Origin of the sequence: Holdemanella sp. DFI.5.55 (assembly GCF_020593575.1) — a bacterium.
Lineage (GTDB): Bacteria > Bacillota_I > Bacilli_A > Erysipelotrichales > Erysipelotrichaceae > Holdemanella > Holdemanella hominis.
Map to the genome: position 1 here is coordinate 1 of NZ_JAJDMK010000030.1, position 26,405 is coordinate 26,405.

27 protein-coding genes, 2 tRNA genes, 2 riboswitches and 1 other annotated feature are annotated in these 26,405 nt (G+C 34.4%); of the genes, 26 read left to right on the top strand and 3 right to left on the bottom strand.

What is annotated here, in order from left to right:
• Together LJE08_RS07390 and LJE08_RS07395 are read left to right on the top strand one after the other, a co-directional pair.
• The coding region (locus LJE08_RS07390) for a hypothetical protein (protein WP_227402821.1) at positions 1 to 189 on the top strand (189 nt) is incomplete at its 5' end.
• A 12-nt stretch (positions 190 to 201) separates the two neighbouring features.
• Positions 202 to 277, top strand: a riboswitch (Fluoride riboswitch).
• A gap of 46 nt (positions 278 to 323) precedes the next feature.
• The gene (locus LJE08_RS07395; protein WP_186998955.1) at positions 324 to 1,508 is read left to right on the top strand and encodes a sodium:proton antiporter; all 1,185 of its coding nucleotides are present in this window, start codon (positions 324 to 326) and stop codon (positions 1,506 to 1,508) included.
• On the opposite strand, the gene LJE08_RS07400 is transcribed toward LJE08_RS07395, so the two are convergent.
• Together LJE08_RS07400 and coaBC are read right to left on the bottom strand one after the other, a co-directional pair.
• On the bottom strand, positions 1,505 to 2,272 hold the full coding sequence (locus tag LJE08_RS07400; RefSeq protein ID WP_117926114.1) for a type III pantothenate kinase: 768 nt from the start codon (positions 2,270 to 2,272) through the stop codon (positions 1,505 to 1,507). The two genes, LJE08_RS07395 and LJE08_RS07400, sit on opposite strands and share 4 nt — an antisense overlap.
• Before the next feature lies 1 nt (position 2,273).
• Positions 2,274 to 3,470: a bifunctional phosphopantothenoylcysteine decarboxylase/phosphopantothenate--cysteine ligase CoaBC gene (gene coaBC / locus LJE08_RS07405; protein WP_117926116.1), complete on the bottom strand. Its 1,197-nt coding sequence runs from the start codon at positions 3,468 to 3,470 to the stop codon at positions 2,274 to 2,276.
• Positions 3,471 to 3,645: 175 nt separating this feature from the next.
• Between coaBC and LJE08_RS07410 the strand changes: the two genes are divergently transcribed.
• From LJE08_RS07410 to LJE08_RS07470, 13 genes are all read left to right on the top strand, one after another.
• Positions 3,646 to 4,779, top strand: coding sequence for a glycerate kinase (locus tag LJE08_RS07410; RefSeq protein ID WP_227402822.1), 1,134 nt, complete (start codon positions 3,646 to 3,648; stop codon positions 4,777 to 4,779).
• 8 nt (positions 4,780 to 4,787) lie between these two features.
• Positions 4,788 to 5,297 carry a hypothetical protein gene (locus LJE08_RS07415; protein WP_186998953.1) on the top strand — a complete coding sequence of 170 codons (510 nt, stop codon included), beginning with the start codon at positions 4,788 to 4,790 and terminating at the stop codon, positions 5,295 to 5,297.
• Entirely contained in the window at positions 5,290 to 6,273 is a 984-nt protein-coding gene (locus LJE08_RS07420; protein ID WP_117926122.1) for an asparaginase, read from the top strand. The genes LJE08_RS07415 and LJE08_RS07420 overlap by 8 nt, the downstream gene beginning before the upstream one ends.
• A gap of 77 nt (positions 6,274 to 6,350) precedes the next feature.
• On the top strand, positions 6,351 to 6,740 hold the full coding sequence (locus tag LJE08_RS07425) for an Inorganic pyrophosphatase (protein ID WP_117926124.1): 390 nt from the start codon (positions 6,351 to 6,353) through the stop codon (positions 6,738 to 6,740).
• Between the two features lie 96 nt (positions 6,741 to 6,836).
• Complete coding sequence (gene rbr / locus LJE08_RS07430) at positions 6,837 to 7,379, top strand: rubrerythrin (protein WP_117926126.1); 543 nt, start codon at positions 6,837 to 6,839, stop codon at positions 7,377 to 7,379.
• Between the two features lie 63 nt (positions 7,380 to 7,442).
• Positions 7,443 to 7,691, top strand: coding sequence for a hypothetical protein (locus tag LJE08_RS07435; RefSeq protein ID WP_117926128.1), 249 nt, complete (start codon positions 7,443 to 7,445; stop codon positions 7,689 to 7,691).
• Positions 7,692 to 7,704: 13 nt separating this feature from the next.
• Complete coding sequence (bilS, locus tag LJE08_RS07440) at positions 7,705 to 8,166, top strand: flavodoxin family protein BilS (protein ID WP_117926135.1); 462 nt, start codon at positions 7,705 to 7,707, stop codon at positions 8,164 to 8,166.
• 64 nt (positions 8,167 to 8,230) lie between these two features.
• On the top strand, positions 8,231 to 8,752 hold the full coding sequence (locus tag LJE08_RS07445) for a ferritin (RefSeq protein WP_117926129.1): 522 nt from the start codon (positions 8,231 to 8,233) through the stop codon (positions 8,750 to 8,752).
• A 148-nt stretch (positions 8,753 to 8,900) separates the two neighbouring features.
• The gene (nadA, locus tag LJE08_RS07450) at positions 8,901 to 9,806 is read left to right on the top strand and encodes a quinolinate synthase NadA (protein ID WP_186998952.1); all 906 of its coding nucleotides are present in this window, start codon (positions 8,901 to 8,903) and stop codon (positions 9,804 to 9,806) included.
• A 1-nt stretch (position 9,807) separates the two neighbouring features.
• Positions 9,808 to 11,100 carry an L-aspartate oxidase gene (locus LJE08_RS07455; RefSeq protein ID WP_117926131.1) on the top strand — a complete coding sequence of 431 codons (1,293 nt, stop codon included), beginning with the start codon at positions 9,808 to 9,810 and terminating at the stop codon, positions 11,098 to 11,100.
• Entirely contained in the window at positions 11,093 to 11,944 is an 852-nt protein-coding gene (nadC, locus tag LJE08_RS07460) for a carboxylating nicotinate-nucleotide diphosphorylase (protein ID WP_117926132.1), read from the top strand. The genes LJE08_RS07455 and nadC overlap by 8 nt, the downstream gene beginning before the upstream one ends.
• Positions 11,945 to 12,451 (top strand): transcription repressor NadR, encoded by a 507-nt coding sequence (locus tag LJE08_RS07465; protein ID WP_117926133.1) that lies wholly within the window; start codon positions 11,945 to 11,947, stop codon positions 12,449 to 12,451.
• 44 nt (positions 12,452 to 12,495) lie between these two features.
• Positions 12,496 to 13,392, top strand: a complete 897-nt coding sequence (locus LJE08_RS07470; RefSeq protein ID WP_227402823.1) for a CPBP family intramembrane glutamic endopeptidase — start codon at positions 12,496 to 12,498, stop codon at positions 13,390 to 13,392.
• 30 nt (positions 13,393 to 13,422) lie between these two features.
• Here LJE08_RS07470 and LJE08_RS07475 read toward each other — a convergent pair whose 3' ends face one another.
• Positions 13,423 to 15,063: a DUF2130 domain-containing protein gene (locus tag LJE08_RS07475; protein WP_227402824.1), complete on the bottom strand. Its 1,641-nt coding sequence runs from the start codon at positions 15,061 to 15,063 to the stop codon at positions 13,423 to 13,425.
• A 146-nt stretch (positions 15,064 to 15,209) separates the two neighbouring features.
• Here LJE08_RS07475 and LJE08_RS07480 point away from each other — a divergent pair.
• The 11 genes from LJE08_RS07480 (at position 15,210) to uvrB (ending at position 26,077) form a co-directional block, all read left to right on the top strand.
• Positions 15,210 to 15,286, top strand: a tRNA-Ile gene (locus LJE08_RS07480).
• Between the two features lie 14 nt (positions 15,287 to 15,300).
• A tRNA-Ala gene (locus LJE08_RS07485) sits at positions 15,301 to 15,376 on the top strand.
• A 54-nt stretch (positions 15,377 to 15,430) separates the two neighbouring features.
• Entirely contained in the window at positions 15,431 to 15,910 is a 480-nt protein-coding gene (locus tag LJE08_RS07490) for a methylated-DNA--[protein]-cysteine S-methyltransferase (RefSeq protein ID WP_227402831.1), read from the top strand.
• Positions 15,911 to 16,016: 106 nt separating this feature from the next.
• Positions 16,017 to 16,255: a binding site (T-box leader), on the top strand.
• Positions 16,256 to 16,324: 69 nt separating this feature from the next.
• Complete coding sequence (locus LJE08_RS07495; RefSeq protein ID WP_227402825.1) at positions 16,325 to 17,476, top strand: hypothetical protein; 1,152 nt, start codon at positions 16,325 to 16,327, stop codon at positions 17,474 to 17,476.
• A complete protein-coding gene (locus LJE08_RS07500) occupies positions 17,463 to 18,545 on the top strand; it encodes an iron-containing alcohol dehydrogenase family protein (RefSeq protein WP_227402826.1) in 1,083 nt (360 codons plus the stop codon). The genes LJE08_RS07495 and LJE08_RS07500 overlap by 14 nt, the downstream gene beginning before the upstream one ends.
• 139 nt (positions 18,546 to 18,684) lie before the next feature.
• Positions 18,685 to 19,587 carry a permease-like cell division protein FtsX gene (gene ftsX / locus LJE08_RS07505; RefSeq protein ID WP_186998945.1) on the top strand — a complete coding sequence of 301 codons (903 nt, stop codon included), beginning with the start codon at positions 18,685 to 18,687 and terminating at the stop codon, positions 19,585 to 19,587.
• Positions 19,584 to 20,948 (top strand): murein hydrolase activator EnvC, encoded by a 1,365-nt coding sequence (locus LJE08_RS07510; RefSeq protein WP_227402827.1) that lies wholly within the window; start codon positions 19,584 to 19,586, stop codon positions 20,946 to 20,948. Before ftsX (LJE08_RS07505) ends, LJE08_RS07510 begins: the two co-directional genes overlap by 4 nt.
• Before the next feature lie 10 nt (positions 20,949 to 20,958).
• Positions 20,959 to 21,645: a cell division ATP-binding protein FtsE gene (gene ftsE / locus LJE08_RS07515; RefSeq protein WP_227402828.1), complete on the top strand. Its 687-nt coding sequence runs from the start codon at positions 20,959 to 20,961 to the stop codon at positions 21,643 to 21,645.
• Positions 21,642 to 22,544, top strand: a complete 903-nt coding sequence (ftsX, locus tag LJE08_RS07520; RefSeq protein WP_227402829.1) for a permease-like cell division protein FtsX — start codon at positions 21,642 to 21,644, stop codon at positions 22,542 to 22,544. The genes ftsE and ftsX (LJE08_RS07520) overlap by 4 nt, the downstream gene beginning before the upstream one ends.
• 96 nt (positions 22,545 to 22,640) lie before the next feature.
• Positions 22,641 to 24,056 (top strand): S41 family peptidase, encoded by a 1,416-nt coding sequence (locus LJE08_RS07525; RefSeq protein ID WP_186998943.1) that lies wholly within the window; start codon positions 22,641 to 22,643, stop codon positions 24,054 to 24,056.
• Positions 24,057 to 24,103: 47 nt separating this feature from the next.
• The gene (gene uvrB, locus LJE08_RS07530; RefSeq protein WP_227402830.1) at positions 24,104 to 26,077 is read left to right on the top strand and encodes an excinuclease ABC subunit UvrB; all 1,974 of its coding nucleotides are present in this window, start codon (positions 24,104 to 24,106) and stop codon (positions 26,075 to 26,077) included.
• A 77-nt stretch (positions 26,078 to 26,154) separates the two neighbouring features.
• Positions 26,155 to 26,273: riboswitch (FMN riboswitch) on the top strand.
• The last annotated feature ends 132 nt before the right edge of the window (positions 26,274 to 26,405 follow it).

Genomic DNA, 26,405 nt, shown 5'->3' on the forward strand with positions numbered 1-26,405 from the left:
GAAATGTTTGAAGAATCAACAAACAGAGGAATCCAGATGGGTATCAAGCAAGGCACTGAACAAGGTATTGAACTAAATCAATTTGAAGTATATCAAACCATGCTAGACAAAGGTTTTAGTGTTAAAGCTATCGCATCCATTTTCTCAGTGAGCGAAGAATCGATTAAAAAGTTATTGATGAAAGCTTAGATGTCGTAGTATAATCTCATTGGGAATGAAGTTCTCCCTTAGTTGTAAACTAAAACCGCTTTTATAAGCTGATGACTTCTGTGTTTTTAACGCGGAAACCATCAGCTTTTCTGCGTTTTGAAAGGAGAGATAAAATGCTGATCAGTCTATCTTATATTTTTCTTGCAGGAATGTTTTTATCTTGGTTATGTAAAAAGATGAGATTACCTGGGCTATTAGGAATGATATTTACAGGAATTCTTTTAGGACCTTATTGTCTTGGCTTGATTGATTCTTCATTGTTGAACATATCCAGTGAATTAAGAAAGATTGCTCTAATTATTATATTAATGCGAGCCGGATTGAATCTTGATTTAAGTGATTTAAAAAGGGTAGGAAGACCAGCCATATTGATGTGTTTTGTGCCAGCTTGTTTTGAGATGGTTGGAATGATTTTGTTGGCGCCAAAATTATTAGGAATTTCTTTATTAGATGCTGCTATTATGGGAAGCGTTGTTGCAGCCGTAAGTCCTGCAGTTATTGTTCCAAAAATGTTACAACTTATGGATGAAGGATATGGAACGAAAGAAAGTATTCCACAATTGATTTTAGCTGGAGCAAGTGTAGATGATGTATTTGTGATTGTGATGTTTACGGCATTTCTTAGTTTAGCCCAAGGAGAAAGCGTGAATATATTAAGCTTTGTGAATATTCCACTATCCATTCTAACTGGTATTATATGTGGAGCATTATTAGGAAAAGGTTTTGCAATCTTCTTTAAGAAAAATCATATGCGAGATACTATAAAGATTTTAGTTCTACTAAGTGTGGCATTTATTCTAGTGACATTTGAGGATGCTTTACCAATTCCATTTTCAGGATTAATTGCGATTATGTTTATGGGAATTTTCCTTCAAAGAAATCATTCAGTTGCATCCAAACGACTATCCGTTAAATTTAATAAGTTATGGGTAGGTGCTGAAGTCTTATTATTTGTGTTAGTTGGAGCTTGTGTAAATATTTTTTATGCATTAAAAGCAGGCGTTATGGCTATTCTGTTGATATTTGGCGTGCTTTTATTTAGAATGCTTGGAGTATTTATTTGTTTGTTAAAAACATCTTTGACAAAATCAGAACGCTTATTTTGCATGATCGCATATTGCCCTAAGGCTACTGTTCAAGCAGCAATTGGCTCAGTTCCTTTGACTGCAGGACTAGAATGTGGACAAATTGTATTGACCGTAGCTGTTTTATCCATCTTGATTACAGCTCCATTAGGTGCATTTTTAATTGAACATACATATAAAAAATGGTTAAAAAAAGAACAAAGAGCTTATTAGTCTTTGTTCTTTTCATATATAACTTTTAATCCTTTGAAAATTAGGTTTGGATCATATACATCAATGGATTTTGTGTAGTTACAAACAATTCTTCCTAAACCACCAGTTGCAATGACTTTCATGTCTTTACCAACTTCTTTTTTGAATTGAGCAATTGTATATTCAACTCCGCCCAAAAATTGATAAAATACACCAGCTTGCATTTCTGTTTGTGTATTTCTTGCCAAGATAGTTTTTGGACGTTTGATCTCAATTTCAGGAAGTTGTGCCGTTTGTCCCCATAATGCATTTGCTCCTGTTTCAATACCAACACCAATGGCACCAGCTTTAAAACAACCATTTTCATCTACATAGTCATAAGTTGTAGCTGTTCCAAAATCGGCCACTAGAATAGGTCCTCCATATTCACTGAATGCACCAGCACAATCGGCAATACGGTCTGCGCCAACATTTCTAGGGTTTTCTAATTGAACACTGATACCACTCTTAATACCAGGACCAACAATAAGTGGTTCGATACCAACAAATTTTTTGATTCCATTTGTGAAGGAATGCATCACTTTAGGAACAACACTTGAAACAATAACGGCATCAATTTGTTTTTCATGTACATTAGAACGATCCAAAAAGTTTTTTAACATAAAACCATATTCATCACTCGTTCTTCTTACTTTTGTCGTTAATCGATATGTACCAATTAAATCCTCTTTATCAAAAATGCCAATCGTAATATTTGTATTTCCAATATCTACTGTTACAAGCATATTATTTCTCCATCTCAATCTCTTTCATCGTTTCTAGAATTTTATATCCCAATTCTTCTTTTGAACACTTAGGCAAATGTTGCGTATCATTCTTTCTTAATAAAGTCACAACATTTGTATCTGTCTGAAAACCAGCACCACTTGTGAATAAGTTATTCGCAATCAACATATCACAATTTTTGGACTCTAGTTTTTTTCGCGCATTTTCCTCTAAATTCTGAGTTTCCATCGCAAAACCGCAAATGACTTGATTCTCTTTTTTGTGTTGTCCAATGTAAGCTAAGATATCTGGGTTTTTCACAAAATGAAAAGTAACCTCTTCATCTGACTTTTTGATTTTTTGATCTGCGACTATTTCAGGTCTGTAATCCGCAACCGCTGCCGCCATGATGATATAGTTTTGAACATCGAGTCTCGATGTGATCGCATCAAACATATCTTGCGCACTTGTTACGTGTACCATATTAACATCATTAAGATCTTCTAAAGCAGTAGGACCTGCAACTAAAGTTACATTGGCACCTAGAGCTTTTGCGGCTTTGGCAATCGCATACCCTTGTTTACCACTTGAATGATTGCTTAAAAAACGAACAGGATCTAAAGCTTCCTGCGTAGGACCTGCAGAAACTAAAACGTTTTTCCCTTTTAATGTTTGTTCCAATTCAAACTCATGATCAATGGCAGACACAATATCTTGCACATCAGCAAGCTTACCTTTTCCAGTATCATTACATGCCAAATGACCAACAACGGGTTCTACAAATTTATAGCCAAGTTCTTTGGCAAGTTTAATATTTCTTTGGGTGACCTCATTCTCATACATATGAACATTCATTGCCGGACAGATTAATTTTTTAGTATGACAAGCCAAGAATGTTGTTGAAACAATATCATCCGCAATACCATGAACAACTTTGGCAATGATATTGGCTGTAGCCGGAACTAGCACCATGATATCAGCCCATTTAGCTAAAGTAATGTGGGCAATTGGATCTTCATTTGTTTCGTCAAACAAAGAAACTTCACATTTATGTTTACTCAAAGATTCAAAGTTGATTGGTTTGACAAATTCTTGAGCATGTTTTGTCATGACAACTTTGATTTCATAATCTTTTTTGGATAATTTGCTGACAAGATCGCAAGCTTTGTAGGCTGCAATACCACCAGACACCCCTATAACGACATGTTTTTTTTCCATGATTATTGATTCTCCTTTGTGAATAAAATCACGTATAGATTTTCACTCAAATATTATCCCATATGACATCTTGCTTTTCAAGCAACAATAAAGTATTAACTATGGATATTTAAACTTATGAAACTGAAAAATTAAAAAAGTGTTTATTTTTTGTGGCATATGGTAAAATGTACGCATGAAAATAATTGTTGCGTGTGACTCTTTTAAAGGTTGTATGTCTTCAAAAGAAGTCGAAGAAAGTATAAAAAAAGGAATATTAAAGGCAAATAATAAACATGAAGTTTTAACTTTTCCTATGGCCGATGGCGGAGAAGGAACGGCTATGGTGTTTTGCGATATCATTCAAGGAAAGACAATAGACGTATTAACTGTGGATGCCTATGGTAAAAATGTATTTACGACATACTGTATTTCTCAAGATGGTCAACTTGCCATAATGGATGTGGCTAGCTGCATCGGACTGAATATGACACCTAAAGAAAAAAGAAATCCAATGATCGCATCAAGTAAAGGTGTGGGTATCATGATGAAAGACGCACTTTCTAGAGGATGTAAAAAAATTATTATTGGCTTAGGTGGCAGTGCAACAAATGATGGTGGTATGGGAATTCTAAATGAATTTGGGGTTCGCTTTTATAATTCAAAAAGAGAATTGCTTGTACCAAGCGTATATGCTCTTAGTCAAATAGCTTTTATTGATAAGCGTTATGCAAGATTACCAAAAGATGTAGAAATCGTTTGTGCTTGTGATGTAAAGAATTATTTATTGGGGAAGAATGGGGCTACTTATATTTTTGGGAAACAAAAAGGAATTTATTTAAATCAAATGGCAGAAGTCGAAAAAGGAATGGCTCATTATTGTACGAAATTGAAACAGACATTCCATGTGAATGTGAATGAATTTGAAGGTTCAGGAGCAGCTGGAGGCATTGGATGTGTATTGTTGGGTGTTATGAAGGCAAAAAGAACTTCGGGCATCGATTTAGTTATAGAATATTCTGGCTTAAAAAATCATCTTCAAGATGCTGATTTAGTCATTACTGGAGAAGGTCAGACGGATGTGCAGACATTGTATGGTAAATTGCCACTAGGAATTGCCCAATTGGCAAGATCCTATAATGTGCCATGTGTTTGTTTGAGTGGGGCTTTAGGCTTAGGTTATCAATCACTTTATGAGCAAGGTATGATTGGAATTTTTTCGAGTGCTGATCGTGCCATGTCTTTTCAGATGGCCTTACAGACAGGAAGTGAAAAACTAGAGGCATTGGCTTTTAGTTTGACTAAATTTATGGATGGTATTAGAAAGTAGGTTGTTCGATGAAAAAACTATTAACTATATTTTGTGCTTTTGTTCTGTGCATTGGGCTTGTTGGATGTTCTTCAAAAGAACCTTTCGAAATTAAAAAAATTACGGCAACAAAATTACAGAAAAAATTAGATCATAAAGACTCTTTTGTGTTAATTATTGAAAGAGAAAATTGTCCTTATTGTGAATCTTTACAAGAATATATCAAACAAACAAAGGATGAACATCCAAATCTTGTTTTATATAAGATTGATTCAACAAACTATGGCTTTAGTAAAATTAGCCAGGATTCTAAGCAGCTACAAAGCTCGACAGAAGATGGAAAGATTCTTTTGGATATGGCTCCATATTTCCTTTATACACCAACATTGTATGTGATTGAAAATGGCAAGGCCACACATGCAGGTATTGGTTATAGTGAAGATGATCATTCAGTCAGTTTATGGGATGTTGATTCTACCGTTGATTTTGATTTGGCAGATACACAAGAGTTCTGGGAGTTTTTAGAAACATATGAATAAGAAGAATATTACAATCATTGCGACAGGCGGAACAATTGCTGGTCGAGGAAGTTTAGGCAAAAGTGCGAATTATGAGGCGGGCACTTTTGATGTGGAAGAAATTGTTAAAAGTATTCCACAAATTCGTGATTTGGCAAATCTAAATACGATTCAATTATACAATGTAGATTCTAATGATATGGGTTTAGATAAATGGATTGAATTAAGAAAAATTTGTCATGAATTAGAAAAAGATCGCTATGTGGATGGAATTGTTATTACACACGGTACAGATACATTAGAAGAAACAGCCTTCTTTTTAAATCTTACTTTGGCATGTCATAAACCTGTTGTCCTAACAGGGTCGATGCGACCTGCAACTGCAACAAGTGCAGATGGACCTATGAATTTATATCAAGCAGTAGCTTTAGCATGTCATATGGAAGCTTGGCAAGCCGGTGTTTTAGCTGTGATTTCTGATACAATCTATTCAGGTAGAGATTTACAGAAAACAAATAGCTATAAAACCGATGCATTTAAAATGGGTGAATTTGGCTCTCTAGGATATATGCGTGATGATCATGTGTATTTACTGAATGCACCATTTAAAAAACATACATTCCAAACCATTTTTTCAAAAATGGAATTTGATGACTTGCCTAAAGTAGAAATTTTTTATGTGCACACAGATTCGGATCCTGAATTGTTAAAATTTATGTTAGGTACGTATGATGGCCTAGTTCTAGCAGGAACAGGTTCAGGGAATTATCCAACAAAAATTAAAGAAGTTTTAGAAAATTATACAGGAGAATGTACAGTCGTACGTGCAAGTCGCGTATTAGAGGGAGCTGTCTTTGATTCAGAATTTTTTGATTCTAAAAGAGTCACTATTCCGGCCTATAAATTTTCAGCGCAGAAGGCAAGGATTTTATTGATGCTTGCACTAAATTGTACTAAAAACCATGAAACAATCAAATCTTTCTTCCAAGAATATTGAAAAAACTTTTCTTGTGTTGTAAATAATTTTGTAAATGCTATAATAATCTATAGACTATTACAAGACAGGAGGTTATTATGCAGCAATTAGAAAATAACGCATACTTTTGGCAAAAGCTTGATACACTATTGTTGTCTAGCAGTTGTACGATTGACCGACCAAAAGGAAGTACTCACTATAAATTTACAAATTTAGTCTATCCTGTAGATTACGGTTTTCTTTCAGATACATTTGGTTCAGATCAAAAACCTATTGATGTTTTCAAAGGTTCTATCGCAACAAATAATGTAGATGCGATTGCGATTACAGCTGACATTCTTAAGAAGGATTGTATCGTCAAATTATTGATAGGATGTACAGAAGAAGAAACGATGCGTATTTTAGAGTTCTTGAATCAAACCGAATTCCAAAAAGCTATTTTAGTACGAAGAGGCAATGATACACCATCATGGTCAAATAATGATTAGAAAAGACAAGTCTTAGGATTTGTCTTTTTCTTATGCGTTTTAATGGAAAAATATGTTGAGTTGATTTAAAATAAAGACAGATAGGAGGTCTTTATTATGGAATTAAAAGGATCTAAAACAGAAAAGAATTTAATGACTGCTTTTGCAGGGGAATCTCAGGCATGTGTTAAGTATCAATATTATGCTTCACAAGCTAAAAAAGATGGTTATGTAAAGATTCAGAACATTTTCACTGAAACATCAAATAATGAAAAAGAACACGCAAAATTGTGGTTTAAGGCTTTGCATGGTGGAAAAGTTCCTACAACAACAGAAAACCTAAAAGATGCGGCTGCAGGTGAAAACTATGAGTGGACAGATATGTACGCAACAATGGCTAAAGAAGCTCGAGAAGAAGGCTTTGATGATATTGCTGCCTTGTTCGAAGGCGTAGGGGCTATTGAAAAACATCACGAAGCTCGTTATAAAGCTATGTTGAAAGATGTTGAAAAAGATGCCATGTTTAAAAAGGCAACTTCAACTGTTTGGATTTGTTTGAATTGTGGACACATTCACTATGGCGAAACAGCCCCATTAGTATGTCCAGTATGTAATCATCCACAGGCTTATTTCCAAGAATTAAAAGATCATTACGAATAATAATATCTCATGGTAGCTTCGGCTACCTTTTCTTATCCTTGAAAGTTGTGCTAAAATAATTCTATGGAAATAATAGAGGCATTTGAAAAATTAAAAGATAGTCATGCACTAATATGTTTAGAGAATCGTGCGTTGATTAAAATGGAAAAAGATAAAGTATATATATGGCATAGTCAATGGCATTCAAAGATTTCAAGAAATGATTTTATTTCACTATTTCATCAGAATACGTTTGAAGTTTATGAAAATGACCATGGTATTGATATGGAAAAAGATGAAGAGTATTATGCATGGCGTAATCGCTACTTATGAAAGGGTATATTTTATGATAGGAATTGTATATAGTTCAAAAACAGGGAATACACAATCTTTGGCAAACAGCTTGAATTTTATGGAGTCAAAATATTGTGTACCTGTAGAAAATACACAAAATTTAGAACCTGTAGATTTGTTGTGCATTGGATTCTGGTGTGATAAGGGAGATTGTGATGATCAAATGAAACAATATCTTTCTACACTACGTAATCAAAATGTTTTCTTGTTTGGAACGGCTGGTTTTGGTAAATCTAAAGAATATTTTGAGATGATTTTAAAAAATGTTCAAAATCATTTAGATGCATCCAACTGCGTTAAAGGAACATGGATGTGTCAAGGTAAGATGCCTTTGGCAATTCGTGCAAAGTTTGAATCGAATTCTGAAATGTTGAAGAATTTTGATGAGGCTTTAAAACATCCAAACGATAAGGATGTTGATAGTTTAATGAAATGTGTAAATGAAGCGTTGTGAGAGCATATCACTACGCTTTTCTTGTCGCTAGGAGTATGATGTAGCCAGAAAGAAGGAATGTGCTATGTTGAGTAAGAAAGTAGCGGACTTGTTGAATAATCAAGTTAATAAAGAATTATATTCTGCTTATTTGTATTTGGATTTCGAAAATTATTATCATGATAAAAGTTTAGAGGGTTTCGCAAATTGGTATCATGTACAAGTACAAGAAGAGATTGCACATGCTCAATTGATGATGCAATATCTTCAAGATAATGATCATAGTGTTGTTTTGGAAGCTATTAATAAGCCAAATATTCCTTTAAATGAACTAAGTGATCCGTTAAAGGCAGGCTTAAAACATGAACAATACGTAACTGAATTGATTCATACTTGTTACGCAGCAGCTTATGAAGTAAAAGATTTTAGAACTATGCAGTTCTTGGATTGGTTTGTCAAAGAACAAGGAGAAGAAGAAAAGAATGCTTCGGATTTAATTTCTCGATTTGAATTGTTTGGACACGATGCCAAGGGTTTGTATGATTTAGATGCAGAGTACAAAACTCGTACTTATATTGCACCAAGCATTTTACAGACAAAAAACTAAGGCGATGATTTTTGATTCATCGCTTTTTTCGTGCTTATTTCATTGTGATATATAACTTATATAATATTGACTTTACAACTGTCTTGTCAGATGTAAAGCCTGGGTGTATAATTCAAAACGGTAAAATTTTTTAAGGGAGGAAAATTCCATGTCTTTAAAAGAAGATGTATTGAAATTAAAAAAGGAAAAAAATGCGATTATTTTAGCGCATTATTATGTAGATGGAGCTGTACAAGATGTAGCGGATTTTGTCGGAGATTCATATGCTTTGGCAAAGAAAGCAAAAAATACAGATGCAGATATTATTGTATTTGCGGGTGTTAAATTTATGGGTGAAAGTGCCAAAATGTTAAATCCAGACAAGAAAGTATTGATGCCAGATTTAAATGCAGATTGTCCAATGGCACACATGGCAAGTAAGGCTGTTATTAAGAAGATTAAAGAAGAATATGAAGATTTAGCGATTGTATGTTATATCAACTCAACAGCTGAACTAAAAACAATGGCTGATATTTGTGTAACAAGTTCAAACGCAGTGAAGATTGTTCGTTCACTTCCAAATAAAAATATTTTCTTTATTCCAGACGGAAACTTAGGTGCTTATGTGAAGAAACAAGTACCTGAAAAGAATATTATCTTAAATGATGGATATTGTATTACACATAAGCGTGTGACATTAAAAGATGTTGAAAAAGCACGTGAAGAACATCCAAATGTTCCAATCATTGTTCATCCTGAGTGTGTTAATGAAGTTGTTGAGGCAACTGATTTTGCGGGAAGCACTTCAGAATTGATTCAATATACAGTGGACAATCCAAGTAAAGAATTTGTGATTGGCACTGAACTTGGTGTACTTCATGAAATGCAGTTGAAATCACCAGATAAAACTTTCTATCCATTATCCGATAAATTGATCTGTATGAATATGAAAAAAGTATCTTTGGAAAAAGTTTATGATTGTTTGTTGAATGAGACAAATGAAGTGTTTGTAGATGAAGAAGTGAAGGCTATGGCCGAAAAGTCATTAGATAGAATGTTGGAGTTGGCAAAATAATATGGAAAAGTTAGAGGCAGATATAGTTATTGTTGGAACAGGTGCAAGTGGGTTGTTTGCAGCTTTACATGTTCCAAATGATAAAAAGGTCCTAATGTTGACAAAATCTGATGCGGAAAATAGTGATTCATTTTTAGCACAAGGTGGAATTTGTGTATTGAGAGACAAAAATGATTTTGATTCTTTTATGGAAGATACTATGAAGGCAGGGCATTACGAAAATCGTAAGGAATCTGTTGAAATTATGATCAATTCAAGCCGTGACATTATTAATGAACTGATTGGATATGGTGTTAATTTTGCGACAAAAGATGGTGAATTAGATTACACGCGTGAAGGGGCACATTCTAAGCCACGTATTTTATTCCATGAAGATATTACGGGAAAAGAAATCACATCCACTTTATTAGATGCGGTTCGCAAATTAGAGAATGTTACAATCATGGAATATGTCACAATGACAGACATTATTGAAAAGGACAATGTATGTTATGGTGTTTTGGCGAAAGATGCCAACAATAATGAAATGAGCATTGAAGCTGGTTATACAATCTTTGCGTGTGGTGGAATCGGCGGATTATATGATCATTCAACTAACTATCCACACTTAACGGGAGATGCCATTGCGATTGCAATCCAGCATGGTATTAAATTAGAAAATGTGGATTATGTACAGATTCACCCAACAACTTTATATACAAAGAAAAAAGGAAGAGCCTTCCTTATTAGTGAATCGGTTCGTGGAGAAGGGGCTAAGCTTTATGGAAAAGACGGAAAGCGTTTTGCGAATGAAGTGTTGCCACGCGATATCATGACACAAAAGATTCGCGAACAAATGAAGAAGGATGATATGCCTTATGTTTGGATGGATATGACTGTTTTAGGTGAAGAAGTCATTAAGAATCATTTTCCTCACATTTATGAAAAGTGTTTGGAAGAAGGATATGATTGTACAAAAGAATGGATTCCTGTTACGCCAGCCCAGCACTATTTTATGGGTGGAATTCATGTAGATAAAGATTCACGTACTTCTATGTCCCACTTATATGCGGTAGGAGAGACGAGTTGCAACGGAGTTCACGGAAGAAACCGCTTGGCTAGCAACTCTTTACTTGAATCTTTAGTGTGGGGTAAAAGAGCTGTTGAAGATTTATTGAAAAATAAACCGGCAACAACTAGTGAATTTGATCATTTGACGAATGTGATTAAGTCGCATCAGTTGTCAAATCAAGAAAAAATGTATCATGATATGGTACTTGAAGAAATAGAAAGAGAGAGACAAGCTCGTGGATAAGAATACAATGCGTTTAAATGTGGATCACTTATTGATCCAAGCTTTGCAGGAAGATATAACAAGTGAAGATGTTTCAACAAATGCAGTCATGCCTTCCTATCAATATGGGCAGGTACAATTGATCTGTAAAGAAGAAGGAATCATTGCAGGCCTTGAAGTATTTGAAAGAGTCTTTTATTTATTAGATGAAAACATGGAAGTGAAATTCTATGTAAAAGATGGGGATGCCGTTAAAAACGGACAATTATTGGCTGAAGTGTCTGGAGATGTTCGTGTTCTTTTATCAGGTGAAAGAACTGCGTTGAATTATCTTCAAAGAATGAGTGGAATTGCCACTTATACAAATCGTGTCGTATCTTATTTGAAGGGTTCAAAGACAAAGCTGTTGGACACAAGAAAAACAACACCAAATATGCGTGTGTTTGAAAAATATGCAGTTCGTGTTGGTGGTGGAAATAACCATAGATACAATTTATCAGATGGTGTTATGTTGAAGGATAATCATATCGCAGCAGCTGGTTCAATCACGAATGCAGTTCAGATGGCAAAGGATTATGCTTCTTTCGTTCGTAAAATTGAAGTGGAAGTAGAAAATTTAGAACAGGTTAAAGAAGCGGTTGAAGCAGGTGCGGATATTATCATGTTAGATAACATGAGTGTTGAAAATATGAAAAAAGCAATTGAAATCATCGATGGAAGAGCCGAAACTGAATGTTCTGGAAATGTCACAAAAGAGAATATTGAAAAATTAACTGCCTTAGGTGTGGACTATATTTCAAGTGGTGCTCTAACGCATTCAGCACCTATTTTAGATTTGTCTTTAAAAAACTTGCAGGTGAAATAAATGGAAAAAGAAGCTAGACTTCAAGCCATTTATGACACGATTTCAAAAAGCGAAGTGCCAGTTTCAGGAAGTGAACTTTCCAAAAAGTTTAATGTATCAAGACAAGTCATTGTGCAGGATATTGCCTTATTAAAGGCAAGAAATGTTCATATTTATGCGACACACAAAGGATATGTATGTTCACATCAAAGAGTTCGAAGAGTATTTTCTTGTTTTCATTTGAATGATCGTATGGAAGAAGAAATGAATGCGATCGTAGATTGTGGTGGCTGTATTGAAAATGTATTTGTCAAACATGATGTATATGGAAAGTTAGAGGCTAAAATGAACATTAGTTCTAGAAAACAAGTCAAGGAATTCATTGATTCTATTTCACAGAATCAGGCAAAACCTTTAACGGATCTAACGAGTGGATATCATTGTCATACGGTGAGTGCACAATCAAAAGAAGATTTAGATTCAATTGAGGAATCATTAAGAAAACTTCATATTTTACAAGAGGCCTAAGAGCCTCTTTTGTGTTAGAATAAATTTAAGAAAGTAGGGATTTTATGCAACAACCACCTAAATTTATGCCCGATAAAGAATTAAGTAAAGTTGGAGGCTCATTATGGCTATATATTATTATGCAGCTGACACTCTCTTTTTTGTTTAGCTTTGTCGCAATGCCTTTAATTATGTATTCTTTGTATTATGATTATTCTGCAATCAATGCCTGCATTGAAATGTTGATTTCTTTTATATCTGGAATCATCATATTATGGTTTATGAGTAGTTCTTTTAAACAAAATATCAAAGATTTGAAGTTTACATTTAAACCCAAAGAGACAATAGATACTGTTTCAATGATGTATTTTCTGAATTATGCGATTGGTATTATTGGTGCTTTATTATCAAAATTTGGATTACCAAATACAAGTCCAGATTTTTCGTTAAACGGCAGTTTAATGTATAACACTTTTACTTTTATCAGTGTTGTCGTGCTTGCACCTATATTTGAAGAGTTGATATTTAGAGGTATGATTCTACAAACATTGTCGAAATATAATAAAATGTTTGCGATTATTGTGACTTCTTTATTATTTGGACTTTTACATTTAAATATTACACAAGCCATACCCGCTTTCTTTATGGGACTGGTACTATGTTATATGTATGTACAAACAGATAGTATATTAGTAACAATATTGGCACATGCAGGAAATAACTTTTTAGCTCTAATGTCGGCATATTCAAATCATATTTTGATTACAGTTTTAGTACTTGCCCTTGTGATTTATGGCCTCATTACAATAATACTAAAATCAAAGGAAGTGAATGCATTTATTAAAGAAGAGAAGACAAATGAGAATTGGTATGTAAGATTCTTTAAGCAAATTCCTAACCTTTTATATTTAATATTTACGATTCTTTGGATTATCATTTCATTATTCATGAATATGTTTTAAAAAGAGGACATCTCCTATTGGAAATGTCCTTTATTTGTCATATTTCTTTAATTCATCAAACTTTTGCTTCATTGTTGGATTGTTACGAGTTAAACGCTTGATTGTAAGATCCTCTGCTTTATTATTAGCCAATTGCAATTGTCTTTCACTTGATAGTAAGGCTTCTTTTGTCTTTTGAAGATGTGAAATTGTTTTATCAATCTCTTCGATAGCCGTATTGAATTTTTTGGAAGCTAATTCATAATTTCTTGAGAACTTTTGTTTAAAATCATTCATGCTTTCTTCAAAATGTGTAATATCAATATTTTGATTACGCATCAACTGCAATTCATTTTTATACTGCATAGAATTGAATGCAGCATTTCTTAAAATGGTGATCATTGGAATAAAGAATTGAGGACGAATCACATACATCTTTGGATAGCGATGCGATTTATCAACAATACCCGTGTTATATAATTCGTTTTCTGGCTCTAACATAGAAACAAGAACAGCATATTCACAATTCTTTTCATTACGGTCTTTATCTAATTCTTTTAAGAAATCTTCATTCTTATGTTTTGTAGCTGTTTTGTCATTTTCGTTTTTCATTTCAAACATGATGGAAATGATTTCTACACCATTCTCGTCTAACTCACGATAGATATAGTCACCCTTTGATCCTGTACGAGCATCATTATCTTTTTCAAAGTATGCATTTTGAAAACCAGTAGCACGAAGTTTATTGAATTCAATTTCACAATGTTGTTCTAAAGATTCACCAATCATTTTAGTAGACTGTTTTAATTTGAAATCTTTATAGTAGGCAATTTGCTCATCTTTGGTTTGTAGTAAAGTATCGTATTTTTCCTGCAAGCTCTTTTCTTGAAGCTGATATTTCATTTTATCCTGCTCGATTTGATTTTGTAGATCTTGTTTAATACTCTTTACATTCAATTCGTTTTCAACCTTAGCCTTATCCATATCTTGCTTTAAAGACTGGATTTCAAGGTTCTTTTCATTTAGCTTTGATTGGTATGTATTTTCTAGATTTGCCTTTAATACTTTTTCGTTGTTTGAAATGTTGTTCTTTAAGGCTTGAATTTCATTTTCCTTTGCCTGCAGCTGCAATCTATATTCTTGTTCAGCTTTAGATTCATGGATTTTATTCTGTGAAAGAATCTGTTCTAATTTGGCATTGAGTTTAGAAATCTCTAAATCTTTTTGATTTAATTGCTCCTGATATTCTTTTTGTGTTTCAGTTTTCGTTAACTGCGTACTTGCTTCTAGCTTTTCTTTTAATGAAATGACTTCCTGCTCTTTATCACTTTGTTTCTGATTGAAGTCCGATTGCAGCTGTTTGATTTCAAGCTCTTTCTTGTTTAATTGATCTTGATAATCTTTTTCAGTTTCACTCTTGATAATTTGTTCAGTAGACTTTAATTGTTCTTTTAAAGAAATGATTTCTTGCTCTTTATTTGCCTGAAGCTCTTTGATTTCTAAAGTTTTCTGACTTAATTTAGCTTCATATTCTTTTTCAAGTTTAGACTGAAGAACCTGGTTTGAATTCTTTTCTCTTTCTTTTAATTCCTTTTCAAATTCTTCATTACGAACTTGTTGTAAGATTTCATGATAGTGACTCTCATCCACCTGAAATACAGTTCCACAATTGGGACATTTTATTTGACTCATAAGATACCTCCATTTTAAAAGATTATAATCATTAAACTGACAATACTGATGTCTAAAACTAGATTAATTATAATATTTAAAAAAAATCAAAAAAAGACTTGCATAATATAAAATCGCATGATATATTAAATAGGCATTCAGCGAATGGGCCTGTAGCTCAGGTGGTTAGAGCGCACCCCTGATAAGGGTGAGGTCGTTGGTTCAAGTCCATTCAGGCCCACCATTTGCTGAATATATGGGGTGTTAGCTCAGCTGGGAGAGCACCTGCCTTGCACGCAGGGGGTCATCGGTTCGATCCCGATACGCTCCACCAATTAAAAAAAGTAAGTCATCTTCGGATGACTTTTTTTCTATATATAGAGGTTTGATTATGTATATACAATATTATGATTCACCATTAGGTAAAATGTTATTGGCGGCTGATGAAATCGGATTGATTGGTGTTTGGTTTGAAAATCAAAAATATTATGCGGATGGTTTGATAGACCCTGTTGAAAAAGAAACGGCTGTTTTAAAAGAAACAAAAGAATGGTTAAATCTTTATTTTAGTGGTAATGAACCAAAAGTTTTGCCTAAAATGCATCTAATTGGAACAAAGTTTCAAAAGAAAGTTTGGCAACTACTTCTTAAAATACCCTATGGTAAAACTATGACATATAAAGACATCGCAAGAATGATTTCTCCATCAATGTCAGCACAAGCAGTGGGAAGTGCTGTAGGACATAATAAGATCTCGATTTTGATTCCTTGTCATAGAGTAATTGGATCCAACAGTAGTTTAACTGGATATGCAGGTGGAATTGAGAAGAAAGAAAAATTATTAGAAATTGAGGGTATATATGAGTAATATGTACCATTTTTTTTGATGGATGTAAAACATAGATTCGAATTTACTGAAAATAAATGTAAGAAAATGCTTGCTTAAATGAAAATGTGGTGTTATTATAAACGCACAAAACACAAGGAAACGGAGTAGTAAAAGGAAAGTCTTTGTTAGAGAGTTGTCGGTTGGTGCAAGACATAAAGGATTGAACTTTGAACTTACCATGGAGTGGTCAGGTTGATAAGACTTGAACGTAGGCTTAACGTTAATAAAGCAGGATGTGATAGCATCTGAAATGAGTGCATTCTTAAATGAATGAAGAAGAGTGGTACCGCGGAAGTATTGTAATTCTAACCTTTCGTCTCTTCTGTCTAAACAGGCAGCAAGAAACGATTGGTTTTTTTGTTAGCTTGTTGTGCACGTTATAGGAGGAAAATTATGAAAGCACAAAAAGTTGGGAAAATGGCGATATTTTCGGTAGGCGCTGTATTATTCTCAGCACATGCTGGAGGTGGATTTGCCACAGGAAATCAGGCAAATACATATTATGTAGGTTTAGGATGGACTGGTATTGTGAGTGCCATAATAGCTATGTTGCTATTGATATTGACAATGCGAGAAGCCATGGTGATGTATAACCAGAGAAATTTGACAAGTGCAAAGGAATTGTTTGAAAACTTATATCATCCATTCGATAAGTTGGAAATCTTATTTGAGATCTTCTTTAATATCATGGTTTTGATGGCTGTTGCAGCAGCAATTAGTGGAGCTGCAAGTGCATTGCAACAATACTTTGGATTTAATTATTATGCTTGTGTCGTTGCGGTTGGAATTGTTGTTCTTTGCTTAACAATTTTTGGAGCTGACGTGGTTCGTATGGCAAGTACATATATGGGTATGGCTATTTTGGTAACAGCTATTGTTATTTATGGTATGGGAATCATGAAAGGTCAAAATATTGGAGCTATTTTAGCAAATGACTTTACTGTAAATGGTTTTATGGATATGCCTAAAGCCATCTTAAATGCATTTACATATGCAGGCTTTCAATGTGTGACATTACCAACGATCGTAGCATGTGGAGCTATCTTACCAGATCGAAAATCTTGTTCAAAAGCAATGTGGATCTCATTTGTGATGAATGCTGTCGCATTAGTATTAAGTGTATTGATGTTAATTTCTTGGAAGAGTGTTTATGGAGAAACAACTCTTCCTACATTGACGAGTTTAAATACGATGAATGCCAATTGGATGGTTGTTGTATATGGTATTTGTTTATTACTTTGCTTAATTTCTACAGCAGTAACAACAACATTCGGATTTGTGGCTCGCTTTGAAAATATTCGTGTTTTAAAGAATGTAGAAAATCCAGTAAAGAAAAGAATTATTGTATCTGCCTTTATTATTATTGTATCCATGACAATTTCTTTAGCCGGATTAACAAATATTATTAAATATGGATATGGATATTGTGGATATTTAGCTATCGCAATCATCATTGTTCCATTCTTAACGGTCGGTGTATACAAGAATTATCATACAAAAAGTATTGAAGTAAAAGAAGGAGTAGAAGTTTATGAAAACAATTGAAATGTCTAATTATTCAGTCGGAGAAAGTTGTTACAACGAAATCCCAGGTGTATGTGAAAAGTACAATGTTAAAAAAGTTGTATTGATTGGTGGTAAAAGAGCTTTGGCGGCTACTGAACCAAGAATTCGTGAAGCCATTAAAGAGACTGATATTATTATTACAGATTCAATTGTATATGGTATTGAATGTACTATGACGAACGTACATAAATTGACTTCAAATTCAAACGTACAAGAAGCCGATGTTATCTTTGCGATTGGTGGAGGAAAAGCTATCGATACTTGTAAAACTGCATCCATTGAGATGAATGACAAAATGGTTTTTTCATTTCCAACAATCTGTTCAAACTGTTCGGCCGCTACAGCTATTGCCGTAGTATATGATGATAATGGAGCATTGGACCACTATTCATATCCTCATTGTCCAGCACACATTTTTATCAATCCAGATGTCATCGCAAAAGCACCAAGTGAATATTTCTGGGCCGGAATTGGGGATGCGTTGTCTAAACAATGTGAAGTTGAATTCGCAACACAAGGAAAGATTTTAGATCACACGGCTACAATGGGATTGGCATTGGCGAAAACTTGTACTGCACCATTGTTGAAATATGGTAAACAAGGTATGGAAGATTGTAAAAATGATACAAATTCAGCTGCAATCGAAGCTATTGCCTTGGATATTGTCGTATCAACTGGATATGTTTCAAACTTAACAAACCAACCAGAATATTATTATAATTCAAGCATTGCGCATGCCTTCTATAATGGTAGTTGCTCAATTACACGTGATGGACACCATCTACATGGCGAAGTTGTATCCTTTGGTGTATTAGTATTGTATGCATATGCCAAAGATGAAGAAAATTTAATGAAAATGGCAAAATTCAATAAATCAATCGGCTTACCAGTGACTTTAGCGGATGTGGACTTGGATGAAAGCCATTTGGAAGCTTTGACTGAAGCGGCTACAAAAACAAATGAGTGGAAAAATGCACCTTTCCCATTCACAAAAGAAGAGTTTATTACCGCTATTAAAAAGGCAGATGCAGTAGGTCAAAGCTTATAAGAGATCGAGAAATCGATCTTTTTTTTCTGTTTTAATATTGTTTTCACATGGAAGGATTAGAATGAAGGTGTATGTGAAATTTTGTGATTTGTAGGTTGATTTGATAGATATGTTATAATTAGTGATGTAGGTGATAAAAATGTTACTGTTTTTTAAGAGTTTACCAAGACTAGTACACAGTGCCAATAAAGATATGCACCGTCATTTCTTGATGACCTTTTCTTCCATTGTATCGATTGGCATTGCTTTATTAATGGCTTTGTTTATATTTGTGATTTATATGAATGTCGGAGGATTTACGAGTCAAATTGAAAGTGAATTTATGATTCAAGTCTCTTTAAATCCAACACTAGAAGATGAAGAAATTAGTGAATTATCCGATTCAATTTCATCTCTTGCTTCCGTAAAAAAAGTAACGTATTCAAGTAAAGAAGAGGAATTGGATGCGTTGATCAAAGAAAATGGGGCGATGTTTAAACAATATAAGGGAGAGGACAAGAACCCTTTATATGACGTTTTGAATGTGGAATTAAAAGACAACACAAAAATTTCAAAAGTGACAAAGAAAATTTCTAAAATGGATGGTGTTGTTCAAGCTACATATGGAGGTAGTGCTATCAACACGATGATTCAACTGTTTAAAAATATCCGTGTATGGGGAAGTGTCTTTGTTGGATTGATGGTTTTGATTGCCGTATTCTTGATTCGAAATACTATTAAAATGACAATTTTAGTACGAAAAGATGAGATTGCGATCATGCGAACAGTTGGTGCCTATAACTGGTATATTTCTTTACCGTTTGTATTAGAAGGAATCTTTATTGGCTTTTGGGGTGCATTAGGCCCTGTTTTGATTTGTATATTTGGCTATACAGGACTTTACCACGTAATGAATGGTATGTTTTTTAGTGACATGATGAGTATGCTGAAACCATATCCATTCGTACTTTGTACTTCGGGCGGAATTCTTTTGATTGGAATGGTTGTAGGAATGCTAGGAAGTTATTTAGCCGTTAGAAAATATTTGAGGTGGACACGATGAGAAAATATAAATTCTGTGCAGGTTTTCTAAGTTTAGCTATGGCCTGCTCATTAATCATGCCTGTTTCAGCAGAAGACTATTCCGATACAGAAGCCTGGTATGCCAAGTGTAGTCAGGCACAAACTTCACAAGCTGGCGTAAAAGCTTGTCAGGGATTTCAGGAATATCAGAAGAATCGTAAACAAAGTCTGCAAAACAGTATTGAAGCTTATACTTCGAGCATAGCTTCTTTGCAGAGTGATACGACAAAAATGGAGCAGCTTGCCAAGGAACAAAAAGAATTGGTTTCCAATTTACAAACGCAGATAAGTGAAAAAGAAAAATCGATTGAGTTGATTGAAAACAACATTAAAGAATTGGAAGAGAAGATTCAGACAAAACAAGCTGAAATTGATGCTTGGAACGCACAAATCGAAAATCGTATGAAAAATGAACAAACAACGATTGGAACCAATATGATTATAGACTTGATCATGGGATCGGATAGTTTAAGTGATATGCTTCGTCGTATTTCTGGAGTTGAAAGAATCACAGAAGATGATCAGTCGCAAATTAAAAAGTTAAATAAATTAAAGAAAGAACTTGTTTTGCAGCAAGATGAACAAAAACGTTTAGATGAAGACGCAAAAAGTCAAAAGGCAGAATTAGAATCGCAAAAACAGCAGGCCAGTAAATTAGAGGAATCTTATAATAAACTGGTTGAAGAATATCAGAAAAAAATTACAGAATTAGAAGCACAGAAACGTTCCGCACAAGTGGACATGAATAGCATTCGAGACTTTGTGATTTCAACAAACTTCTCAGGATCGATTGAATCCGTATCTGGATTTATACATCCTGTACAAGGTGGAAGCAAAAGTGCTGGTACCTGGGCATATCCTGGTGGAGGCATGCACTTAGGACTAGATTGGGCAGCTCCAATTGGTACAACTGTAGTAGCTCCAGCAAGTGGTGTGATTTTATATGCCGCAGCCCCTGTAGGAAGCAACTCAGGCTATTTGGGTAACTGGTCAGGATATCCTTATGGTGGTGGAAACACAATAGAAATGTTGTGTAATGTGAACGATACACTTTATGCCGTAAGTTTCTGTCACTTGTCGCAAACAATCTACGTAAGTGCAGGACAAAGTGTTTCACAAGGTCAAGCAATCGCGTTATCGGGAAATTCAGGAAATTCAAGTGGGCCACATACACATATTGAAGTCTATAATCTAGGTTCAATGTCTGTAAGTGATGCGGTAGCTCGTTTTAGTGCGGGTGCTGATTTTGCGTGGGGAACAGGCTGGTCAGGCACAGGTACTTCTTGTGAAGCTGGCAAAGCAGCGCCTTGCAGGGAAAGACCAGAAAAGTTCTTTAGTTAGGAGGAACATTATGATTGATTTAAAAGATGTTTCAAAAGCATATCCCAATGGAGTACATGCTTTAAATCATGTAAATTTACATATTGATAAAGGTGAATTTGTTTATGTGATTGGAGCCACAGGTTCTGGTAAATCTACATTGATCAAAGTGCTAAATGGAGAAGAAGTTCCAGATGAAGGTGCAGTTATTGTAGATGGTATTAATGTAGGGTCCTTAAAACATAGAAAAGTTCCATACTATAGACGTAATGTTGGCTGCGTATTTCAAGATTATCGTTTACTTCCAAAATTAACTGTCTTTGAAAATATTGCCTTTGCCCTAGAAGTTGTGGGTATGCCACGCAAACAAATTCGTAAACGTGTAATGGAAGTATTAGAGCTTGTTGATTTGAAAGAAAAGGCTAGAAGTTATCCAGACGAATTATCTGGAGGACAACAACAGCGTGTAACGATTGGCCGTGCCATTGCGAATAAACCAAAAGTTTTGATTGCAGATGAACCAACAGGAAATCTAGATCCCGAAAAAAGTTTAGAAATTATTTCATTATTAGAAAAAATCAACCAAAAACTAGATACAACAATCATGATGGTTACACATGATAAAGTATTGGTTGACCGCTTTAAAAAACGTACGATTATGTTAGACAAAGGATATGTGATTCACGATTCGAATAAAGGTGGGTATAAGAGTTTATGATGAAAGGTTTACGTACTTTTTTATACGAATTGAAGTATGCCTTTCTCCAAATGAAAAGACATATTATGTTGTGCTTTTCTGCCATTAGTGCCATTGGCATTACCCTACTTTTGATTGGTTCGATATTGATTATTGGATTACACGTTAATTATTTTTCGAATGATGTTCAAAAAGATTTGAGTATTCACGTTATTTTAAATGAGGATATCGATGATGAAACAGCTATATCAAGTATTCAGAGTGAAATATCTAAATTGAAGAATGTTTCAAAGGTAGAAGTATCCTCTAAAGATGATGAACTTGAACTTATGATCAAAGAAAAGGGAGATGCTTTTAAAGCTTATCGAGGAGAAACAAATCCCTTATCCAATGCTTTCTTTGTTTATGTAAAGAATGCTTCTTCTATCCGTAAAACAAGTGTGCAGATTCAAAAAATTGATGGCGTATCCAGCACAGCTTTTGGAGGAGACAGCGTTACAAGCTTAGTAGACATGTTGAATATGATTCAAAAGATTGGTTTAGGCATTGTTGCTTTATTGACTCTATTGTCTTTATATTTGATTTATAACGCGATTCGAACGACAATTGATTCAAGAAGTGATGAAATCATTATTATGCGTACAGTAGGTGCAACGAATGGTTTCATCAGTAATCCATTCATTGTCGAAGGTATTTTTATTGGACTAATTGGATCTATCATTCCATATTTATTGGTGCATTTTGGATATGAAAAGCTGTACGAAAGTTTAGACGGAAAACTATTCACACCTATGTTTGCCCTATTTAAACCAAGTACAATCAGCTTTCAAGTAGGACTCTCTATCATTCTTGCGGGAGCCTTGATTGGTGGGTTCGCATCCTTGTTTGCGGTAAGAAAATATTTGAAAATGAAACGATAAAAACATTGCAGAATAAAGGATTGTTTCGTATACTTTCTATATGGAATTATTGGGGCGAATGATTCGTCCCATTTTGTTTTAGAATAGGATGAGCTTATGAGAAAAAAAAGTCAAACAATATTGATTACACTACTATGCATTGCATGTTTTGGCGCAGGCATAAGTGTACCAGCTATTTTAAATAAAAAAACGACAGGAAATAGTAAAGAACAAGAAAAATTTGATACCATTTATTCAATTTTGAATTCAGATTGGTATTATTCGAATAAAATCAAAAATTTGGATTCCAAACTTATGGAACAAGCTATTGATGGAATGACAACTCTAGATCAAGATGTTCATACAAACTATTTTGACTTAGAACAAGCCAGAGCCTTTTCAAGCAGTCTTGAAGGAAGTAATGTAGGATTAGGGATCTCTTTTTATTTAAATGAAAGTAAAAACTTCGTCGTTTCCAACGTATACATCAATTCAACAGCGGATAAGAAAGGCTTAAAACCCCAAGATGAAATCATTTCATTAGATGATTTAAAATGTAGTGAAAATGATTCAGACACAATCATTAAATATATTAAGGCGCATGAAGGGCAGAATGTTAAAACAAAATATCTTCGTGATGGAAAAGAATATACGACAAATTTGATTCCAGGTACTTTTGATTCAACGGTCGTATGTAACGTATACGAAGGTTATGGAGAAATTATTCTAACGAGTTTCTCAGAAAATAGTGGCAAAGATTTCTCAAAGGCAATGTCTCGCCTACAAGAAGCGGGGATCAAAAAGTTGGTCTTAGATTTACGTAATAATGGTGGCGGCTATTTAAATGCGGCATTGGAAATTTCAAGTTCTTTGATTCCCAAAAAGTCAGTTGTCTTCAAGGAAAAAGATAAAGATGGCAAGTTTACTAAAGAAATGGCAAAAGATGAATTCAATCAAGTAAAAATGGGTAAAATTATTGTTCTACAAAATGAAAATACGGCAAGTGCAGCCGAAGTTTTGATTGGTGCTTTAAAAGATAATTTAGGGGATACAGTGATTACGGTAGGAACAACATCTTACGGTAAAGGTACCGAACAAGTTACAGTACCATTCTCAGATGGAACAAGTTTTAAGTATACAGTGGCACGTTGGTATACGCCAAAAGGTACAAGTATCAACAAGAAGGGTTTTAAACCAGATATTGAAGTAAAACTTGGAGAAGTGAAGACAACGTCCTATTATAAAGTCAAGAAAAAGGATGTCATCAAAAAAGACAGCGTGGATGATAATGCTCAAGCTTTACAAGTATATCTGAAGTATTTAGGATATGATGTGGATCGAACAGATACATATTTTTCAAATACCAGCTCTCAAGCTTTGGCAAGTTTTCAACAGGACAATCGTTTAGAAGTAACGGGAGATTGTGATAAAAAGACGTGGGATCTTTTGATGGAAAAAGTATTGTTGAAGATGAATGGAACACCAAGTGATGATACGCAAAGACAAAAAGCGATAGAAGAGGCACAAAAGTAGGTATAAACCTACTTTTTGTATATAATGGAGAAGAAGGATGTGAACGTATGAAAAATCAGTTTGAATTAGTATCTGAATATAAACCGAGTGGAGATCAGCCAGAAGCTATTAGGGAATTGGTTTCTGGTTTAAAAGAAGATAAAAAATTTCAAGTACTGTTGGGAGCTACAGGAACTGGAAAAACATTTACAATTTCGAATGTGATTGCCCAAGTGAATCGACCAACCTTGGTGTTTGCACATAATAAAACTTTGGCGGGACAGTTGTATTCCGAATTTAAAGAATTTTTTCCACATAATCGTGTGGAATATTTCGTCTCTTATTTTGATTATTACCAGCCAGAAGCCTATTTGCCAAAAACAGATACATATATTGATAAAAACACAAAGACCAATGAAGAATTGGATATGCTTAGAATGGCAGCTGTAAATAGTGTTTTAGAAAGAAGAGATACGATTATTGTAGCTAGTGTTGCCTCTATTTATGGTGCTAGTAATCCAGAACAATATCGTCATATGATCTTTACTTTAAGAAGCGGACAGATCATTGAAAGAAATGAATTGATGCTAGCGTTAGTACATCAACAATATAAGCGTAATGATACAGATCCATTAAGAGGGACTTTTAGAGTACGTGGGGATGTCATTGAAATCACACCAGGTCATACAGATCGTTATTTAATTCGTATTGAAATGTTTGATGATGAAGTGGAAAGAATTTGTGAAGTCGATCCAGTAACAGGACATGTCAATCAATCTTATCAGCTGTATATTATTTATCCGGCCAATGGCTATGCGACAAGTATGGATATCATCAATCATGCAGCAGACACAATTCAAGAAGAATTGGATGAAAGATTGGCTTATTTTGATGAGCAGGATAAACCATTAGAAAAAGAGCGTTTGGAACAAAGGTGTCGTTATGACATAGAAGCATTAAGGGAATTTGGCGTATGTCCAGGTATTGAAAACTATTCAAGGCATATTGATGGCAGAAAACCAGGCGAAAAACCGTATACACTATTTGATTATTTTCCAGATGATTTCTTGCTTGTGGTAGATGAAAGTCATGTTTCTTTACCACAAATTCGTGGCATGTATAATGGAGACCGCGCAAGAAAACAAATATTGGTGGATTATGGCTTTAGACTTCCAAGCGCTTTAGATAATCGACCTTTGCGTTTTAATGAATTTGAGGGGTTGATTAAAAATGCCATCTTTGTATCTGCAACACCTGGAGATTATGAACTGGATCAAACGCATGGGGAAATTGTTGAACAAATCATTCGTCCAACAGGTCTTTTAGACCCGGAAGTCGAAGTACGTCCTATTGAAGGTCAAATTGATGACTTAGTAGATGAAATCAAGGAGCGCCTTGAAAAACATGAAAGAACTCTGATTACGACGCTAACGGTTCGTATGGCTGAAGATTTAACTTCCTATTTAAAGAATATGGATTTAAAAGTAGCGTGGCTACACCATGAAGTTACAACGATTGAACGTACGGAGATCATTCATGATTTACGCCAAGGAAAATACGATGTACTTGTAGGTATCAACTTATTAAGGGAAGGCTTGGATATTCCGGAAGTCAGCTTGATTGCGATATTAGATGCGGATAAAGAAGGTTTCTTAAGATCAAGACGATCATTGATTCAGATTATTGGTCGTGCGGCACGTAATGCCAAAGGTAAAGTTATTATGTATGCCGACAAAATTACGGAAAGTATGCAAGAAGCCATAGATGAAACCGCAAGACGTAGATCGATTCAGATGGAATACAATGAAAAACATGGTATTGTTCCTAAGACAATCATTAAACCAATCCACGATGTAGTTCGTTCTAAGGAAACTAAGGAAATGGCAGCTAAGTATTTGAAGAAGAAAAAGTTGCCGGCAAAACAAAAGGAAAAGATGATCAAAGAATTAGAGCAGGAAATGAAAGAGGCAGCTCGTACTTTAGATTTCGAAAGAGCAGCGCAGTTAAGAGATATCTTATTTGAGATGAAAGGTGAAAAATAGTCACATTGTGAAAAAATAAACAAATTAATTGCATAATGAAAATAAGTGTGTTATTTTATTTGCGAACATAGATTCAATGAGTTCTTCGGGGCAGGGTGCAATTCCCTACCGGCGGTAAAAGTCCGCGACCCACGCAAGTGGCTGACTTGGTGTAATTCCAAGACCGACAGTATAGTCTGGATGGTAGAAGACACAAAAGTATTTTTTGTATTTTTTAGACCCCGAGAAGATTTTTCTTGGGGTTTTCCTTTTGGAAGAGCTTATCCGAATCAAAAGACAAACTATTAAATGTCAATAAGTAATGTAAAATTTGTTGAAATTGTAGTTT